General features: G+C 72.1%; 14 protein-coding genes. 5 read left to right on the forward strand and 9 right to left on the reverse strand.

The genetic code is table 11. The features are described 5' to 3' along the window. Positions 1 to 7: 7 nt before the first annotated feature. Entirely contained in the window at positions 8 to 886 is an 879-nt protein-coding gene (locus tag ACGF5T_RS19055; RefSeq protein WP_366766338.1) for a DUF72 domain-containing protein, read from the forward strand. On the opposite strand, the gene ACGF5T_RS19060 is transcribed toward ACGF5T_RS19055, so the two are convergent. Next, complete coding sequence (locus ACGF5T_RS19060; protein WP_356607042.1) at positions 867 to 1229, reverse strand: metalloregulator ArsR/SmtB family transcription factor; 363 nt, start codon at positions 1227 to 1229, stop codon at positions 867 to 869. The genes ACGF5T_RS19055 and ACGF5T_RS19060 overlap by 20 nt on opposite strands. 57 nt (positions 1230 to 1286) lie before the next feature. Here ACGF5T_RS19060 and ACGF5T_RS19065 point away from each other — a divergent pair, with 57 nt between their 5' ends. The 3 genes from ACGF5T_RS19065 to ACGF5T_RS19075 are packed head-to-tail and all read left to right on the forward strand — an operon-like array spanning position 1287 to position 5299. Next, complete coding sequence (locus ACGF5T_RS19065) at positions 1287 to 3212, forward strand: heavy metal translocating P-type ATPase (RefSeq protein ID WP_366766337.1); 1926 nt, start codon at positions 1287 to 1289, stop codon at positions 3210 to 3212. Between the two features lie 55 nt (positions 3213 to 3267). Then, positions 3268 to 4788 (forward strand): AlkA N-terminal domain-containing protein, encoded by a 1521-nt coding sequence (locus ACGF5T_RS19070; RefSeq protein ID WP_356607038.1) that lies wholly within the window; start codon positions 3268 to 3270, stop codon positions 4786 to 4788. Positions 4789 to 4816: 28 nt separating this feature from the next. Beyond that, positions 4817 to 5299 carry a methylated-DNA--[protein]-cysteine S-methyltransferase gene (locus tag ACGF5T_RS19075; RefSeq protein WP_356607036.1) on the forward strand — a complete coding sequence of 161 codons (483 nt, stop codon included), beginning with the start codon at positions 4817 to 4819 and terminating at the stop codon, positions 5297 to 5299. Between the two features lie 33 nt (positions 5300 to 5332). On the opposite strand, the gene ACGF5T_RS19080 is transcribed toward ACGF5T_RS19075, so the two are convergent. Beyond that, a complete protein-coding gene (locus ACGF5T_RS19080; protein WP_366766336.1) occupies positions 5333 to 6082 on the reverse strand; it encodes a Sir2 family NAD-dependent protein deacetylase in 750 nt (249 codons plus the stop codon). Between the two features lie 40 nt (positions 6083 to 6122). Further along, on the reverse strand, positions 6123 to 6617 hold the full coding sequence (locus ACGF5T_RS19085; RefSeq protein WP_366766335.1) for an NUDIX hydrolase: 495 nt from the start codon (positions 6615 to 6617) through the stop codon (positions 6123 to 6125). A gap of 178 nt (positions 6618 to 6795) precedes the next feature. On the opposite strand from ACGF5T_RS19085, the gene ACGF5T_RS19090 reads away from it, so the two are divergent. Continuing rightward, positions 6796 to 7920: a glycerate kinase gene (locus ACGF5T_RS19090; RefSeq protein ID WP_392888580.1), complete on the forward strand. Its 1125-nt coding sequence runs from the start codon at positions 6796 to 6798 to the stop codon at positions 7918 to 7920. A 143-nt stretch (positions 7921 to 8063) separates the two neighbouring features. Here the strand turns inward: ACGF5T_RS19090 and pssA are convergent, their stop codons facing one another. The 6 genes from pssA to ACGF5T_RS19120 all read right to left on the reverse strand — a co-directional run bounded on the left by pssA (position 8064) and on the right by ACGF5T_RS19120 (position 14439). Next, positions 8064 to 8879: a CDP-diacylglycerol--serine O-phosphatidyltransferase gene (pssA, locus tag ACGF5T_RS19095; RefSeq protein WP_356607565.1), complete on the reverse strand. Its 816-nt coding sequence runs from the start codon at positions 8877 to 8879 to the stop codon at positions 8064 to 8066. A 22-nt stretch (positions 8880 to 8901) separates the two neighbouring features. Beyond that, entirely contained in the window at positions 8902 to 9558 is a 657-nt protein-coding gene (locus ACGF5T_RS19100) for a phosphatidylserine decarboxylase (RefSeq protein WP_356607028.1), read from the reverse strand. A gap of 170 nt (positions 9559 to 9728) precedes the next feature. After that, positions 9729 to 10934: an acyl-CoA dehydrogenase family protein gene (locus ACGF5T_RS19105; RefSeq protein ID WP_356607026.1), complete on the reverse strand. Its 1206-nt coding sequence runs from the start codon at positions 10932 to 10934 to the stop codon at positions 9729 to 9731. Continuing rightward, complete coding sequence (locus tag ACGF5T_RS19110) at positions 10935 to 11447, reverse strand: MaoC family dehydratase (RefSeq protein WP_356607024.1); 513 nt, start codon at positions 11445 to 11447, stop codon at positions 10935 to 10937. A 5-nt stretch (positions 11448 to 11452) separates the two neighbouring features. Further along, positions 11453 to 12415 carry a CoA ester lyase gene (locus tag ACGF5T_RS19115; RefSeq protein WP_356607022.1) on the reverse strand — a complete coding sequence of 321 codons (963 nt, stop codon included), beginning with the start codon at positions 12413 to 12415 and terminating at the stop codon, positions 11453 to 11455. Next, positions 12412 to 14439 (reverse strand): protein meaA, encoded by a 2028-nt coding sequence (locus ACGF5T_RS19120; RefSeq protein WP_366766334.1) that lies wholly within the window; start codon positions 14437 to 14439, stop codon positions 12412 to 12414. The genes ACGF5T_RS19115 and ACGF5T_RS19120 overlap by 4 nt, the downstream gene beginning before the upstream one ends. Positions 14440 to 14442: the final 3 nt, after the last annotated feature.

A 14442-nucleotide genomic window follows, 5' to 3' on the forward strand; every position in this document is an offset into this window, starting at 1 on the left:
GGCTCCCATGGGTGACGTACTGGTGGGAGCGTGTTCCTGGACGGACCGTCAGCTCGTGGCGAGCGGCTGGTATCCGCGCGGGCGACGGGACGCCGAGGGGCGGCTGCGGCACTACGCCGCACGGCTGCCCGTCGTCGAAGTGGACGCCGGGTACTACGCCTTGCCGAGCCGGCGCAACGCCGAGCTGTGGGTGGAGCGCACGCCCGAGGGGTTCCGTTTCGACGTCAAGGCCTTCTCCCTGCTCACGGGCCACCCCACCCGGGTGGAGGCCCTGCCTCCCGACCTCCGAGGAGTCGGCCCCGACGCGCTGCGGCGCGGACGGGCGGACGAGGGCCTGCTGGACGAGGTGTGGGGCCGCTTCGCCGAGGCGGTCGAGCCGCTGCGCAAGGCGGGGCGGCTCGGCACCGTGCTGTTCCAGTTCCCGCCGTGGTTCGCGCCCGGTACCCCGGCCGAGGCGACACTGGAAGCGTGCGCCCGGCGCACAAAGGCCTGGCCGCTCGCCGTCGAGTTCCGGCACCCCGGGTGGTGGGCGCCGCGGCAGGCGGACACCACCCACGCGCTGCTGTCCGCGCTGGACGCGTCGGCGGTCGGCACCGACATGGCCCAGGATCTGCCCGCCTCCCTGCCGCCCGTCGCGCCGGTCACCCGGCCCGCCCTCGCCGTCGTCCGCTTCCACGGGCGCAGCCGCGCGTGGGGGAGGGGAAGCAAGGAGGACCGCTTCCGGTACGACTACTCCGCCGCCGAACTCGCCGCCTGGGCGCCCCGACTGCGGCGCGCCGCCCGGCAGGCGGACGAACTGCACGTGCTCTTCAACAACTGCTGCGCGGACGCCGCCGTACGCGCCGCCGAGACCATGCGGGAGCTGCTCACTCCGCCGCGTCGCTGAGGCCCAGCCGCAGGTGCTCCACGTGGAACACGGCCTGGTCGAGGAGTTCGGCGACGTGGTGGTCGTGCAGCGCGTAGACCACCGACCTGCCCCGGCGCTCACCCACCACGAGCCCCAGGTTGCGCAGCAGCCGCAGCTGGTGCGAGCAGGCCGACTGCTCCATGCCGACCTCCGCCGCCAGTTCGGTGGCCGGCAGCGGGCCTTCGCGCAGGCGGGCCAGGATCAGCAGCCGGGACGGCGTGGACAGGGCCTGGAGCGTCGTGGCGACCTTCGCGACGTTGTCCGCGTCCAGCCGCACGCGTGCGGTGGCGTCCTGCGCGGTGGTGGCGGCTCCGTGACCCATGCGGTTCATCCTACTCACCACACATGAACGCATGAATGAGTCTTCATCTGTTCCTGTATGGTGTGCCGCGTGTCCACCACGCTCGCCCCCACCAAGGTCCCCGCGTCCGTCCACCGGGCGCCCCGCCGACGCACCCGGGTCCTCGCCCTGCCCGAGGCCCGCTGGGCGCTCGCCTCGCTCCTCGCCTTCCTCGCCGCGCTCCCGCTCGACCTGGGCTCCGCCCCCGCCTGGACCTACGGCCCGCTCTACGCCCTCGCCTACGCCGCCGGCGGCTGGGAGCCCGCGCTGGAGGGCCTGCGGGCGCTGCGCGAGAGGACCCTGGACGTCGACCTGCTGATGATCGTCGCGGCGCTCGGCGCGGCGTCCATCGGGCAGGTCCTCGACGGAGCCCTGCTCATCGTCATCTTCGCCACCTCCGGCGCCCTGGAGGCCCTGGCCACCGCCCGCACCGCCGACTCCGTGCGCGGCCTGCTCGACCTCGCGCCCACCACCGCGACCCGCCTGGACGCGGGCCGCGAGGAGACCGTCCCGACCGCCGAGCTGGCCGTCGGCGACCTGATCCTGGTCCGCCCGGGGGAGCGGATCGGCGCCGACGGCCCGGTCGTCGACGGCACCGGCGAGGTCGACCAGGCCACCATCACCGGCGAGTCCGTCCCCGTCCTCAAGCGCCCCGGCGACGACGTCTTCGCCGGCACCCTCAACGGCACCGGCGCGCTGCGCGTCCGCGTCGCCCGCGACCCCGCCGACTCGGTGATCGCCCGGATCGTCACCCTGGTCGAGGAGGCGTCCCGCACCAAGGCGCCGACGCAGCTGTTCATCGAGAAGATCGAGCAGCGTTACGCGGTCGGCGTGGTCGTCGCCACCCTCGCGGTCTTCGGCATCCCGCTCGCCTTCGGCGCCGACCTCACGGACGCCCTGCTGCGCGCCATGACCTTCATGATCGTCGCCTCGCCCTGCGCGGTGGTCCTCGCGACCATGCCGCCCCTGCTGTCCGCCATCGCCAACGCGGGCCGGCACGGCGTCCTGGTGAAGTCCGCGGTCGCCATGGAACGCCTCGGCGAGATCGACACCACCGCCCTCGACAAGACCGGCACCCTCACCGAGGGCACCCCCGAGGTGACCGCCGTACGCCCGCTGCCCGGCTCCGGGCTCGACGAGGACGCCCTCCTCGCGCTCGCCGCCGCCGCCGAGCACCCCAGCGAGCACCCGCTGGCCCGCGCGATCGTGGCCGCCGCCCGCGCCCGGAACCTGCCCCTCGCGCCCGCGGCGGACTTCACGGCGACCCCGGGCCGGGGCGTGACGGCCGTGGTCGGGGGCCGCACCGTGCACGTCGGCCGGGCCGGGGCCCCCGAGGGCGCCGACACCACCGTCCAGGTCACCCGCGACGGCACCCCGGTCGGCACCCTCGCCCTCACCGACCGGCTGCGCGCCGACGCCGCCGAGGCAACCGCCGCGCTGACCGCCCTCACCGGCACCGCCCCTACCTTGCTCACCGGCGACAACGCCCCCGCCGCCGCCCGCGTGGCCGCCGCGACCGGCATCACCGACGTCCGCGCGGACCTGCTGCCCGAGGACAAGGTCGAGGCCGTACGGGAGGGGGAGCGGGCGGGCCGCAGGGTGCTCTTCGTCGGCGACGGCGTCAACGACGCCCCCGCGCTGGCCGCCGCGCACGCGGGACTCGCCATGGGCCGGGCCGGCTCCGACCTGGCCCTGGAGACCGCGGACGCGGTCGTCGTGCGCGACGAGCTGACGGCGGTTCCCGCCGTCGTCCGGCTGTCCCGGCGCGCCCGCGGGCTGGTCGTCCAGAACCTGGTCATCGCGGGCACGTGCATCACCGTCCTCGTCCTGTGGGACCTGATCGGGCATCTCCCGCTGCCCCTGGGCGTCGCCGGACACGAGGGCTCGACCGTGCTGGTCGGTCTCAACGGACTGCGGCTGCTGCGCGAGTCGGCGTGGCGATCCGGACCGGCCCAGGAAGCGTGACGTCCGTGTCGGATTCCCGCCAGCCCACACCGGGCCGGCGGGCCATCCTGGACGCATGCAGACGGGAATGCACACCGACACCGAGCGCTGCGTGCGCGCCGTACGGTCGAAGGACGCACGGTTCGACGGCTGGTTCTTCACGGCCGTCCTGACGACCCGCATCTACTGCCGGCCCAGCTGCCCGGTGGTGCCGCCCAAGCCCGAGAACATGGTCTTCCACCCGAGCGCGGCGGCCTGCCAGCAGGCCGGGTTCCGGGCGTGCAAGCGCTGCCGCCCGGACACCAGCCCCGGCTCCCCGGAGTGGAACCTGCGCGCCGACCTCACCGCCCGCGCGATGCGGCTGATCGCCGACGGCGTCGTGGACCGCGAGGGCGTTCCCGGTCTCGCCGCGCGGCTCGGCTACAGCACCCGGCAGGTCGAACGCCAGCTCCTGGCCGAACTGGGCGCCGGACCGCTCGCGCTGGCCCGCGCCCAGCGCGCCCAGACCGCCCGGCTGCTCATCGAGACGACCCCGCTGCCGATGGCGGACGTCGCCTTCGCGGCCGGCTTCTCCTCCGTCCGCACCTTCAACGACACGGTCCGCGAGGTCTTCGCACTCTCCCCGAGCGAGCTGCGCACCCGCGTCCCGAAGAGCCGCCCGGCCCCCGCCGCCACCCCCGGGACCCTCTCCCTGCGCCTCCCGTTCCGCACCCCGTTCCACCCCGACAACCTCTTCGGGCACCTCGCCGCCACCGCCGTACCCGGCGTGGAGGAGTGGCTCCCCCACAGCCTTGAGGGCGTGGGAGGTACCCCCATCAGCGCCTACCGCCGCACCCTGCGCCTCCCGTACGGTCACGGCATCGTCGCGCTCGCCCCCCGCCCCGACCACATCGCCTGCCGCCTCACCCTCGGCGACCTGCGCGACCTGACCGTCGCGATCAGCCGCTGCCGCCGCCTGCTCGACCTGGACGCCGACCCCGTGGCCGTCGACGACCAGCTGCGCGCGGACCCGCTGCTCGCACCGCTCGTCGACAAGGCGCCCGGCCGGCGCGTGCCGCGCACGGTCGACGAGGCGGAGTTCGCCGTACGGGCCGTGCTCGGCCAGCAGGTCTCCACCGCCGCCGCACGCACCCACGCCGCCCGCCTGGTCACGGCGCACGGCGATCCGGTCGACGACCCCGAGGGCGGTCTGACCCACCTCTTCCCGTCACCGGAGGCACTGGCGCGGGTGGACCCGCAGACCCTGGCCATGCCCCGCACCCGCCGCACGACCCTGACCACGCTCGTCTCCCACCTGGCCGACGGCTCACTCGCCCTGGGCGTCGAGACCGACTGGGCCGAGACCCGGGCCCGGCTCCTCGCCCTCCCCGGCTTCGGCCCCTGGACGGCCGACGTCATCGCCATGCGCGCCCTCGGCGACCCCGACGCCTTCCTCCCCACCGACCTCGGCGTCCGCCGCGCCGCCGGGGAGCTGGGCCTGCCCTCCACACCGGCGGCGCTCACCGCCCGCGCGGCGGCCTGGCGGCCCTGGCGGGCGTACGCCGTCCAGTACCTCTGGGCGACCGACAGCCACCCGATCAACTTCCTGCCCGTGTGACCGTGTGAACCCCCTGCGAGGAACCCCCGTGAAACAGCACACCATGATCGACAGCCCCTACGGCGCGCTGACCCTCGTCGCCGAGGACGGCGCCCTGTGCGGCCTCTACATGACCGACCAGCGTCACCGCCCGCCCGAGGAGAGCTTCGGTGCGCCCGACGACGGACCGTTCGCCGAGGCGGAGGAGCAGCTGACGGCGTACTTCGCGGGTGAGCTGACGGACTTCACCCTCGACCTGAGGCTGAACGGCACCCCGTTCCAGCGCACGGTCTGGGACCAGCTCCGCCGCATCCCCTACGGCGAGACCCGCACCTACGGCGAACTCGCCGCCGCCCTCGGCAACGCGGCCGCCTCCCGCGCCGTGGGCCTCGCCAACGGCCGCAACCCCATCGGCATCATCGTCCCCTGCCACCGCGTCATCGGCGCGAGCGGCGGCCTCACCGGCTACGGCGGCGGCCTGGAGCGCAAGCAGCGCCTGCTCGACTTCGAACGGGGCGCCGCGCTGTTCTAGCGGCCCCCCGGAACGGCTGCCGCGTCCCCGCCCTCACCCACCCGCTCCGTCGCTCCCGGACACCAGCGTGCGCAGCAGCTCGGGCAGGGCGGTCCCGATCGGTTCCCGGACGACCTCGTCGGCGAGGTCGTCGTACGGGGTCGGTTCGGCGTTGACGACGACGAGGCGGGCGCCGTGGTCGGCGGCCACGCCGGCCAGTCCGGCGGCGGGCTGCACCTGGAGGCTGCTGCCGACCGCGATGAACACCTGGCACGCCTTGCTGATGGCGGCCGCCTCGCCGAGCACCACCGGGTCGAGCCGCTCGCCGAACATCACGGTCGCCGGTTTCAGGATGCCGCCGCACTCCCGGCACGGCGGGTCGTCCTCACCGGCGTCGACCCGGGCGAGCGCGTCCTCCATCGGCCCCCGGGCGTGGCAGGCGGTGCACACGCAGCTGCGTGCGCTGCCGTGCAGTTCGAGGACCTTGCGGGCGGGGACCCCGGCCAGCTGGTGCAGGCCGTCCACGTTCTGCGTGATCACCCGGACCGGCACCCCGGAGCGCTCCAGCTCCGCCACCGCGCGGTGCGCGGCGTTCGGCTCGGCCCCCAGCGCCCCGGCCTCCCGGCGCATCCGCCAGGAGCGCCGCCTGATCTCCGGGTCGCCCATGTAGTACGCGTACGTGACGAGCTTCTCGGCCTCCGGATCGCGCTGCCACAGCCCGTTCGGCCCGCGGTAGTCGGGGATGCCGGAGTCCGTCGAGATGCCGGCACCGCTCAGCAGGGCGACGAGGGGCTTGCTGGTCATGCGGTCGAGCGTAGGACGCGGGGGTGCGGGCGGCGAACGGTTATCGGTCGACGCGGACGCCGTTCTCCAGCTCGGCCGTCCCGGAGCCGTCCGCGAGGACGTCCAGCGCGGCCAGGACCCGGCCGTGCAGCGGGCCGAGCAGGTACGCGCCCAGTTCCTCGCGGGCCACCAGCCGCCAGGACAGCAGCTCCTCCTCCTGCAAGCGGATCGCCTTCAGGTCGTCCTCGGTCAGGACCCCGCCGTCGTAGAGGTAGGCGACGATCGGCGGGCGGCCCGTCCCGCGCACCCAGTCCACCGCGAGCAGCCGGCCGAGCCGGACGTCCAGCCCGATCTCCTCGACGGTCTCCCGCCACGCGCCCTGCCGCGGCGCCTCCCCGTCCTCCGACTCGATCGTGCCGCCGGGCAGCACCCATCCGTCGCGGTAGTTGGGCTCGACGAGCAGCACCCGGCCCTCGGCGTCGCGGAACAGGGCGGCGGCGCCGGCCAGGACGCGGGGCAGCCCGGCGATGTATGCGGCGTAGTCAGCAGTGGTCATCCCGAAAGCGTAGCGAGCCGCCGGCCCCCTCCCGGCCGGTCCAGGGTGCGGGCAGGGCATGACGGCGTGGCCGTCCTCCGGTTATGGTCGCAGCGGCGCGACTGCCTTGACGTGCGCAAGGCTCGGAGAGCAAGGGGAGAGCAAGGTGGCTGACGCTGCAGGAGACGGGGCCCGCCGGGTGCTCGTCGCCGCGGACAAGTTCAAGGGCTCGCTGACGGCCGTGGAGGTCGCCGAGCGGGTGACGGCCGGACTGCGCCGTGTCGTGCCGGACCTCGAGGTCGAGGCGCTGCCCGTGGCCGACGGCGGCGACGGCACCGTGGCCGCCGCGGTCGCGGCCGGGTTCGAACGCCGGGAGGTACGGGTCACCGGGCCCCTCGGTGACGAGGTGACGGCCGCGTTCGCGCTGCGCGGTGACACCGCGGTCGTGGAGATGGCCGAGGCCAGTGGCCTCCAGCGGCTTCCGGAGGATGTCCTCGCGCCCCTGACGGCGTCCACGTTCGGTTCCGGCGAGCTGCTGCGGGCCGCGCTGGACGCGGGGGCGCGGACGATCGTGTTCGGCGTCGGCGGCAGCGCGACCACCGACGGCGGCGCCGGGATGCTGGCGGCGCTGGGCGCGCGCTTCACGGACCGGGACGGGGCGCCGGTCGCGCCGGGCGGGGGCGGCCTCGCCGATCTGGCCTCGGCCGACCTGTCGGACCTGGACCCGCGGCTGGCCGGCGTCGAGCTGGTGCTCGCGAGCGACGTCGACAACCCGCTGACCGGGCCGAAGGGCGCCCCCGCGGTCTACGGCCCGCAGAAGGGCGCCTCACCCGAGGACGTCGAGGCCCTGGACGCGGCCCTCGCGCACTTCGCGAAGGTGCTGGAACAGACGGAGACCGTGGGCGCGCGGGCCGCCGAGTACGCCGCCTCGCCGGGTGCCGGCGCGGCCGGCGGGATCGGCTTCGGCGCGATGCTGCTCGGCGCGCGGTTCCGGCCCGGCATCGAGGTGATGCTGGACGTGCTCGGCTTCGCGCCGGCACTGGAGCGGGCCGACCTGGTGATCACGGGCGAGGGCTCGCTGGACGAGCAGACCCTGCACGGCAAGGCCCCGGCCGGTGTCGCCGCGGCGGCGCGGGCCGCGAACAAGGAGGTCGTCGCGGTGTGCGGGCGCCTCGCGCTGGCGCCCGCGGTACTGGGGCGGGCCGGCATCCGACGGGCCTACCCGCTGACGGACGTCGAGCCGGACGTGCGCAAGTGCATCGCCGAGGCGGGGCCGATCCTGGAACGGGTGGCCGAGGGCATCGCCCGGGACTTCCTGAGCTGAGTCGGCCTCCGCCGTCCCGGCCCCGGCCCCGGCCCACCGCACCGCGCCGGGTACGCACAGACGGCGACGCGCAGACGGGGACGCACAGACGGAAGGGCCCCTGACCCACCCGGGTCAGGGGCCCTTCCGCGTCAGTGCTGCCGCTACGGCTGTGCCGCGCGCGCCTCCCGCCGGTTGTCACGGAAGTTGTTCACCCTGCGGGCCGTGGCGAAGAGCGGGATCACCGCGCCCATCACCAGCTGCAGCGCACACCCCGTCTGGAGGAGCAGCTGCCCGCTCGGCGCGTCGAAGGCCCATGCGGCCAGCAGCCCCATCGACAGCACGATCCACGACAGCATCGCCACCGCCAGCCGCCCCCGCGGCTTCGGGTACTCGACCCGGCTCACCATCAGCCAGGCGGTGCCGATGATCGCGAGCAGCGTCGCCACGAAGGGCAGCTCCAGCAGCACGATCGACACCACCGTCAGCGCCCCGAACGGCGACGGCATGCCCTGGAAGGTGCCGTCCTTCACGGTGACGCAGGAGAACCGGGCGAGTCTCAGCACCACCGCCAGCAGCACCACGATCGCCCCCACCGCCGCCACGCGCTGGTAGGCGTCGTCCGCGACCATGCCGTAGACGAGGACGAAGTACGCGGGGGCCAGCCCGAAGCTGATCAGGTCGGAGAGGTTGTCCAGCTCGGCGCCCATCGGGGAGCTGCGCAGCTTGCGCGCCACCAGGCCGTCGAACAGGTCGAAGATCGCCGCGCACAGCATCAGGATGACCGCCGTGGCCGCGCTGTGCCGGGCCATGCCCGACTCGTCGCTGCCCATGAGGTGCGGGATCAGGATGCCGGTGGTGGTGAAGTACACCGCCATGAAGCCGCACGTGGCGTTGCCGAGGGTGAGGGTGTCCGCTATCGACAGGCGGAGCGAGAGGGGCATCTCCTCCTCGTCGTCCGCCTCGTCGGCCTCGGGCACCCAGCCGGCCTGGGTCTGCGGATCAACCACGGTCAATGCGAGTCACCCCAGCCACCGTCTTCTGCCCCACCTCGACCGCGACCTCCACGCCCTCCGGCAGGTACAGGTCGACGCGGGAGCCGAAGCGGATCAGGCCGACCCGGTCACCCTGCTCGACCTTGGTGCCCTGCGGCACGTACGGGACGATGCGACGGGCCACCGCGCCGGCGATCTGGATCATCTCGATGTCGCCGAGCTCGGTGTCGAAGTGCCACACGACGCGCTCGTTGTTCTCGCTCTCCTTGTTGAAAGCGGGAACGAAGCCGCCCGGCACGTGCTCGACGGACGTCACCGTGCCCGCCAGGGGCGCGCGGTTGACGTGGACGTTGAGCGGGCTCATGAAGATCGCGACGCGGGTGCGTCCGTCCTTCCACGGCATGATGCTCTGCACCACACCGTCGGCGGGCGAGATGACCCGGCCCTGGGTGATCTCGCGCTCGGGGTCGCGGAAGAACCACAGCATCCCCGCCGCGAGCGCGGTGGCGGGGACGGCGACGGCCTTGGCGGCGCCGGAACGGCGGGCACGGAGGAGGCTGACGGCTGCGGTGGCGACGGTCGGCAGAAGCCACGGCGATGCTCCGCGCGCGAGGCGTACGCCGGCCAGGCTGTCGCGAGATGCAGAGGTTTGGCTGTGGGGCATGGATGACCTTCGTAGCGGATGATGCCGCACACTGACGGGGGACGGCGGCTTTCCGGCGATCGTAGCGGCTTCCCGCCGCAACTGGGTAAGCCAGGAAGCCGAGTCGGCGGCCGAACGGTGCCTACGGGGTGTGACCTTCTTCTCCAAGAAAACACCCCGTATCCGGACATCTAACCCTGGAATCGATACTCTTCGAGCAGTCGGCGGCCGATGATCATTTTCTGGATCTCGGCGGTGCCTTCACCGATCAGGAGCATCGGGGCCTCGCGGTAGAGGCGCTCGATCTCGTACTCCTTGGAGAAGCCGTACCCGCCGTGGATCCGGAAGGCGTCCTCGACGACCTCTTTGCAGTACTCGGAGGCGAGGTACTTGGCCATCCCCGCTTCCAGGTCGTTTCGTTCGCCCGAATCCTTTTTGCGTGCAGCGTTCACCATCATCGCATGCGCCGCCTCCACCTTGGTAGCCATCTCCGCGAGCTTGAACTGAATGGCCTGGTGCTGGGCGATCTGCTTGCCGAAAGTGTGACGCTGCTGGGCGTACCGGACGCCGAGCTCGAAGGCACGCTGAGCGACGCCGCAACCACGTGCCGCCACATTGACGCGGCCCACTTCGACGCCGTCCATCATTTGGTAAAAACCTCGTCCGGTGACCCCGCCGAGCACCCGATCGGCGGGAACCCGCAGGCCGTCCATGATGAGCTCGGTGGTGTCGACCCCCTTGTAGCCCATCTTGTCGATCTTGCCGGGGATGGTCAGCCCCGGCCGCACCTCGCCGAAACCGGGCTCCTTCTCCACCAGGAAGGTCGTCATCGACTTGTGCGGCGCCGTGCCGTCGGGGTGACCCTCGTCACTTTTCACCAGAACGGCCACCAGGGACGACGTTCCGCCGTTCGTGAGCCACATCTTCTGGCCGTTCAGGACGTACTCCTCGCCGTCCTTCACCGCCTTGGAGGAGATCGCCGACACGTCGGAGCCCAGCGCCGGCTCCGACATCGAGAAGGCGCCCCGGATGTCGCCCGCGGCCATGCGCGGCAGGAAGTGGTCCTTCTGCTCCCGTGTGCCGTGCTGCTTGAGCATGTACGCCACGATGAAGTGCGTGTTGATGATGCCGGAGACCGACATCCAGCCCCGGGCGATCTCCTCCACGCACAGCGCGTAGGTGAGCAGCGACTCCCCCAGGCCCCCGTACTCCTCCGGGATCATCAGGCCGAACAGGCCCAGCTCCTTGAGCCCGTCCACGATGTCCTGCGGGTACTCGTCGCGGTGCTCCAGCTCGGTGGCGACCGGGATGATCTCCTTGTCCACGAAGTCGCGGACGGTGGAGAGGATCTCCCGCTGGATGTCCGTGAGGCCGTGGGTCTGGGCGAGGCGGCTCATCTACTTCCCCTGTTCCTTCAGCTCGGGCCGGCCGGGCTGCTCGCCGCCGCGCTCCTTGATGTACGTCTCGGTGGGCACCATCACCTTGCGGCGGAAGACGCAGACGAGCGTGCCGTCCTGCTTGTAGCCCTTGGTCTCCACGTGCACGATGCCGCGGTCGTTCTTCGACTTCGACGGCCACTTGTCCAGCACGGTCGTCTCGCCGTAGATCGTGTCGCCGTGGAAGGTCGGTGCCACGTGCCTGAGCGACTCGATCTCCAGGTTGGCGATGGCCTTGCCGGAGACGTCCGGGACGGACATGCCGAGCAGGAGCGAGTAGACGTAGTTGCCGACCACCACGTTCTTGCCGAAGTCCGTCGTGCTCTCGGCGTAGTTGCTGTCCATGTGGAGCGGGTGGTGGTTCATGGTGAGCAGGCAGAACAGGTGGTCGTCGTACTCCGTGACCGTCTTGCCCGGCCAGTGCTTGTAGGTCGCCCCGACCTCGAACTCCTCGTAGGTGCGTCCGAACTGCATGGCTGTCAGGCCTCCGGGATCTCGAACGTGCTGGTGCGCGTCATGCCGGCGGCGCGGCCCTTGCCGGAGACGACCAGGGCCATCTTGCGGCTGGCCTCGTCGATCATCTCGTCGCCGAGCATCGCGGAGCCCTTCTTGCCGCCCGCCTCGGACGTGTAGTAGTCGTACGCGTCCAGGATCAGCTCGGCGTGGTCGTAGTCCTCCTGGGAGGGGGAGAAGATCTCGTTGGACGCCTCGACCTGGCCGGGGTGCAGCACCCACTTGCCGTCGAAGCCGAGGGCGGCGGCGCGCCGGGCGACCTCGCGGTAGCCGTCGACGTTGCGGATCTGGAGGTAGGGGCCGTCGATGGCCTGGAGGTTGTTGGCGCGGGCGGCCATCAGGATCTTCATCAGGATGTAGTGGTAGGCGTCGGCCGGGTAGCCGGGCGGCTGCTCGCCGACGACCAGCGACTTCATGTTGATGGACGCCATGAAGTCGGCCGGGCCGAAGATGATGGTCTCGACCCGGGGGGAGGCCTGGGCGATCTCGTTGACGTTGTTCAGGCCCTGCGCGTTCTCGATCTGCGCCTCGATGCCGATCCGGCCGACCTCGAAGCCCATCGTCTTCTCGATCTGGGTGAGCAGCAGGTCGAGGGCCACCACCTGCTGGGCGTCCTGGACCTTCGGCAGCATGATGCAGTCCAGGTTCGGGCCTGCGCCCTCCACCACCGTCACGACGTCGCGGTACGTCCACTCGGTCGTCCAGTCGTTGACGCGCACGACGCGGGTCTTGCCGGTCCAGTCGCCCTCGTTGAGGAACTTGACGATGGTGTGCCGCGCCTCCGGCTTGGCGAGCGGCGCGCAGGCGTCCTCCAGGTCGAGGAAGACCTGGTCGGCCGGCAGCCCCTGGGCCTTCTCCAGGAAGCGCGGGTTGGAGCCGGGCACCGCCAGGCAGGAACGCCGGGGGCGAAGGCGGTTGACCGTGGTCATGCGGGGACCTCCAGGGGGTCGAGCTTGTTCGCTGTGCGGATCTCGTCGACGATGCGGCCGATGATTCCGGTGATGTCGAAGTCCTTCGGGGTGAAGACCGCGGCCACTCCCGCGGCCCGCAGCTGTTCGGCGTCACCGTTCGGGATGATGCCACCGGCGATCACCGGTATATCCGTGGCACCCGCCACATGCAGCCTTTCCAGCACGTCCGGCACCAGTTGCGCGTGCGAGCCGGAGAGGATCGACAGGCCCACCGCGTGCACGTCCTCGGCGAGGGCCGCGTCCACGATCTGCTCCGGAGTGAGCCGGATGCCTTGGTAGACCACCTCGAACCCGGCGTCGCGGGCGCGCACGGCGATCTGCTCGGCACCGTTGGAGTGGCCGTCCAGGCCCGGCTTGCCGACCAGGAAGCGCAGCTTGCCCACGCCGAGGTCCTTGGCCGTCAGTTCCACCTTCCGGCGCACCAGGGACAGCGCCGACCCCTCTTCGGCGGGCAGGGCGACCGGCGCCGACGACACGCCGGTCGGTGCGCGGAACTCGCCGAACACCTCGCGCAGGGCCCCGGCCCACTCGCCGGTCGTGACGCCGGCCCGGGCGCACTCCAGGGTGGCCTCCATGAGGTTGGCGGTGCCCTTGGCGGCCTCCTTCAGCCTCTCCAGCGCCTTGCAGGGGCGCGGGTGGTTGAAGGGCGGCTGGTAGCGGGTGTCCCGCCAGTGCTGGAGCGAGGCGATGACACGGGCCTCCACCGCCGGGTCGACGGTCTGGATCGCGGTGTCCAGGTCGGCGGTCAGCGGGTTGGGCTCGGTGCCCTCGAAGGCGTTGACACCGATGATCTTCTCCTCGCCCGACTCGATCCGGGCCCGGCGCTCGGCGTGCGAGGAGACCAGCTGGGACTTGAGGTAGCCGGACTCGACGGCGGCCATCGCGCCGCCCATCTCCTGGATGCGCTCGATCTCGGCGAGCGACTCCCGGACCAGCTCGTCCACCTTCGCCTCGACCACCTTCGAGCCCTCGAAGAGGTCGCCGTACTCCAGCAGGTCGCTCTCGTAGGCCAGCACCTGCTGGATGCGCAGGGACCACTGCTGGTCCCAGGGGCGGGGCAGCCCCAGCGCCTCGTTCCAGGCGGGCAGCTGGACGGCCCGGGCGCGGGCGTCCTTGGAGAGGGTGACCGCCAGCATCTCCAGCACGATCCGCTGGACGTTGTTCTCCGGCTGGGCCTCGGTCAGACCGAGGGAGTTGACCTGGACGCCGTAGCGGAAGCGGCGGTGCTTGGGGTCCTCGATGCCGTAGCGCTCGCGGGTGACGCGGTCCCAGATGCGGCCGAAGGCGCGCATCTTGCACATCTCCTCGACGAACCGGACACCCGCGTTCACGAAGAACGAGATGCGGCCGACGACGTCGCCCATGCGTTCCTCGGGCACCTGGCCGCTGTCGCGCACGGCGTCCAGCACGGCGATCGCGGTGGACATCGCGTACGCGATCTCCTGCACCGGCGTGGCGCCCGCCTCCTGCAGGTGGTAGCTGCAGATGTTGATCGGGTTCCACTTCGGGATGTGGGAGACCGTGTACGCGATCATGTCCGTCGTCAGGCGCAGGGACGGCCCCGGCGGGAAGACGTGCGTCCCGCGGGACAGGTACTCCTTGACGATGTCGTTCTGGGTGGTGCCCTGGAGCTTGGTGATGTCGACACCCTGCTCCTCGGCGACGACCTGGTAGAGCGCCAGCAGCCACATGGCCGTGGCGTTGATGGTCATCGAGGTGTTCATCTGGTCCAGGGGGATGTCCTGGAACAGCCGGCGCATGTCACCGAGGTGCGCGACCGGCACCCCGACCCGGCCCACCTCGCCGCGGGCGAGGACGTGGTCGGAGTCGTAGCCGGTCTGGGTCGGCAGGTCGAAGGCGACCGACAGACCCGTCTGCCCCTTGGCGAGGTTGCGCCGGTACAGCTCGTTGGACGCCTCGGCCGTGGAGTGACCGGCGTAGGTCCGCATCAGCCACGGCCGGTCCTTCTGACGCTCACTCATGTC

Source organism: Streptomyces sp. NPDC047853 (assembly GCF_043204535.1).
Taxonomy (GTDB): domain Bacteria; phylum Actinomycetota; class Actinomycetes; order Streptomycetales; family Streptomycetaceae; genus Streptomyces.

Coding starts and splice junctions, on each gene's coding strand:
- ACGF5T_RS19055 (WP_366766338.1), top strand. CDS start 8: ATGGGTGACGTACTGGTGGGAGCGTGTTCCTGGACGGACCGTCAGCTC.
- ACGF5T_RS19060 (WP_356607042.1), bottom strand. CDS start 1,229: ATGGGTCACGGAGCCGCCACCACCGCGCAGGACGCCACCGCACGCGTG.
- ACGF5T_RS19065 (WP_366766337.1), top strand. CDS start 1,287: ATGGTGTGCCGCGTGTCCACCACGCTCGCCCCCACCAAGGTCCCCGCG.
- ACGF5T_RS19070 (WP_356607038.1), top strand. CDS start 3,268: ATGCAGACGGGAATGCACACCGACACCGAGCGCTGCGTGCGCGCCGTA.
- ACGF5T_RS19080 (WP_366766336.1), bottom strand. CDS start 6,082: ATGACCAGCAAGCCCCTCGTCGCCCTGCTGAGCGGTGCCGGCATCTCG.
- ACGF5T_RS19085 (WP_366766335.1), bottom strand. CDS start 6,617: ATGACCACTGCTGACTACGCCGCATACATCGCCGGGCTGCCCCGCGTC.
- ACGF5T_RS19100 (WP_356607028.1), bottom strand. CDS start 9,558: ATGCCCCACAGCCAAACCTCTGCATCTCGCGACAGCCTGGCCGGCGTA.
- ACGF5T_RS19105 (WP_356607026.1), bottom strand. CDS start 10,934: ATGAGCCGCCTCGCCCAGACCCACGGCCTCACGGACATCCAGCGGGAG.
- ACGF5T_RS19110 (WP_356607024.1), bottom strand. CDS start 11,447: ATGCAGTTCGGACGCACCTACGAGGAGTTCGAGGTCGGGGCGACCTAC.
- ACGF5T_RS19115 (WP_356607022.1), bottom strand. CDS start 12,415: ATGACCACGGTCAACCGCCTTCGCCCCCGGCGTTCCTGCCTGGCGGTG.
- ACGF5T_RS19120 (WP_366766334.1), bottom strand. CDS start 14,439: ATGAGTGAGCGTCAGAAGGACCGGCCGTGGCTGATGCGGACCTACGCC.